Annotated in this window: 2 protein-coding genes; one reads left to right on the top strand and one right to left on the bottom strand. The window is 42.0% G+C overall.

Annotated features, from left to right (window positions below):
• Nucleotides 1-883: adenylate/guanylate cyclase domain-containing protein (locus ACZFYI_RS19035; RefSeq protein ID WP_462525701.1), on the top strand; the 883-nt coding region annotated here is incomplete at its 5' end.
• A gap of 100 nt (nucleotides 884-983) precedes the next feature.
• Here ACZFYI_RS19035 and ACZFYI_RS19030 read toward each other — a convergent pair.
• Complete coding sequence (locus tag ACZFYI_RS19030) at nucleotides 984-2,369, bottom strand: Gfo/Idh/MocA family protein (RefSeq protein ID WP_462525700.1); 1,386 nt, start codon at nucleotides 2,367-2,369, stop codon at nucleotides 984-986.
• Nucleotides 2,370-2,459 lie beyond the last annotated feature (90 nt).

Below are 2,459 nucleotides of genomic sequence, written 5' to 3'. Positions count from 1 at the left end.
GATTTCACCTTACTGTCAACGACTACTAACAAATAAGCGGTCTTGTTTGATGACAATGGTGAGGTTGAATATTTTCTTCTTTACGGAATCACACAGCCCCGTTTCTCAAGCAACACCAGCACGTACACTTTCCTTTACCACAGATTATCTGGGACCTTGCCGTAGTTATCAGCCGAGCTCTTTGCATTGTGCGATTCGGTTTTCACGGCTTGCAATCCAAGCGACACCAACTCCTGATTATTCGGCGAAGTTTCAAAATACAATAATTATTACACCATGTGTTGTTGCTGCCCACCGGCAATCTCAGCCATATTCTGTCTATGGGCCCAAAGTGGATGCAGTAAAAGCAGAAAAAGTCACTGTTCTTTTCACTGATTTTGTTGAGTTTTCAATGTTGGCAAAAGATATTGAGCCGGAAAAGCTGGTAGAAAGTATTGATTTTTATTTTAAAGGTTTTGACGAGATCATAAATAAATATGGTCTTGAAAAGATCAAAACCATAGGAGATTCTTATATGTGTGCAGGAGGAATTCCTACTCCAAATGAAAACCACGCCATTAACATGGCGAAAGCTGCAAAGGAAATGATGGTTTTGGTCGAAAAAGCCAAATCCAAGGATAATGGCTTACCTCATTTTGAAATCAGGATAGGGATTCATTCCGGTCCTGTGGTGGCAGGGATTGTGGGGATCAAAAAATGGCAATATGACATTTGGGGTGATACAGTCAACATCGCCTCAAGGATGGAATCTGCATCAATTCCAGGGAAAATCAATATATCAGAAACTACCTATGACTTGATCAAAAATGATTTTTCTTGTGAATTCAGGGGGAAAATCGATGTGAAAAACCGTGGGAGTTTTAAGATGTATTTTTTGAATTGAGTAATGCTTTGAAATTGGTATGAATGTATATGGTTTAGTTAAAGAATGTCTCCCAAAATTCATTTCTCGCTTCAAATCAAATACTTCTTTCTAACCATTTTTAAACAACCTTCATTGCCATTGGATCCCATAATATTGGCTTTTGCAGGTCAATGCTCAGGTTGCAGGCTAGGGAAGGCGCTGCTGCCCGCAAACCAAAGGAAGCATCCTCAAGGATTGAACTGCCTGTCCGGATTCCATTGAAGAAGGAAATCATGTGGTCCAATCTGTCATCGTATCCTTTTGGAGCGTTGAAATTGACGGTTTTCCCCATGTCATAGCCCCCCTGTCCGGATCCATAGGTTTCTTTGTACCACTTTTTGAATTCTTCTTTCTGTTTGGCAGAAAAGCTGGTAAAGGAATCATATCCACCAAATCCCGGCTCAGCATGTCGCTTGATCGTGGTGACTTTAAAGTCATTCCATCCGATATCTATGACTCCGTCAGTGCCATAGACTTTGAGTCCAAAACCGCCTTTTCCTTCTCCATCGGCGAGATTGACACGGGTGTAAACCTGAAAGGAGTCGTGTTTTTCATTTTTGGGATAATCCATCAGCGCATTGATGATATCATATGCATCCCTGCCGTCTTTCCAATATTTCAATTCCCCAATACTGAAAATTTTATTTGGGCCATAGGAATCCGTGATGGTATGGATGCTTGTCAACAGATGCACAATCAAATCTCCGGCAGCACCTGTTCCATAATCTTTGTAATTCCTCCACCTGAAAAATCGCTTGGCATCAAATTCGGTTTTTGGTGCATGACCCAAAAAGGTATCAAAGTCAACAGTGGCAGGGGAGGCGTCGGTGGGGATGGAGTATTGCCATGCACCGCGTGAATCTGATCGGTCACAGAAAGCCTGTACATAAGTAAGGTCACCGATCATACCGCTTTGGAGTATTTTTTTGGCTTCCAATATTGCCACTGAACTCGCCCTTTGGCTTCCTACCTGAAAAACTTTTCCTGTAGCTTTTTGGGTATCGATGATGGCATGGCCTTCATTGATCTGTTGGATCATGGGTTTTTCACAATAGACATGCTTACCGGCTTTCATGGCATCTACCGCCATGCGCTCATGCCAATGGTCAGGAGTGCATATCAATACAGCATCAATGTCAGGTCGTGCCAATATTTCCCGGTAATCTCTGGTAGTATAGAAATCCTTTCCCCATTTCTCTTTGGCATATTCAAGCCTTCCGGTATACAAGTCACATGCGCCAACCAACTCCACGCCATCCACCAAAAGCGCAGTATCCGTATCATAATGTCCGATGATACCTGCACCGATCAAGCCAATCCTGATTTTGTCATTGGCACTGACTTTCATATTGGATTTTAGCTCAATTGAATTGGCCGCTGCCTCATTGGGCAATCCTGTTCCCAAACCAGCCAAAGCCAAAGAGCCTCCGACTTTTTTCAAAAAATTCCTACGTTGATTTCCCATTTTACTTTTATTTTTTCTATAAAAACATTCAGTTGCCTCGTTACCTTAATCTTTCCTTAAATCAATATCCTGAATTATCATTTCGCTTTG

The sequence above is a fragment of the Aquiflexum sp. genome (genome assembly GCF_977115555.1).
The sequence above is the reverse complement of the archived record's forward strand: the minus strand, read 5'-3'. Positions and strand labels throughout refer to the sequence as shown.

Excerpts from the sequence above, each read along its gene's own strand:
- ACZFYI_RS19030 (WP_462525700.1), bottom strand. The coding sequence starts at position 2,369 with ATGGGAAATCAACGTAGGAATTTTTTGAAAAAAGTCGGAGGCTCTTTG.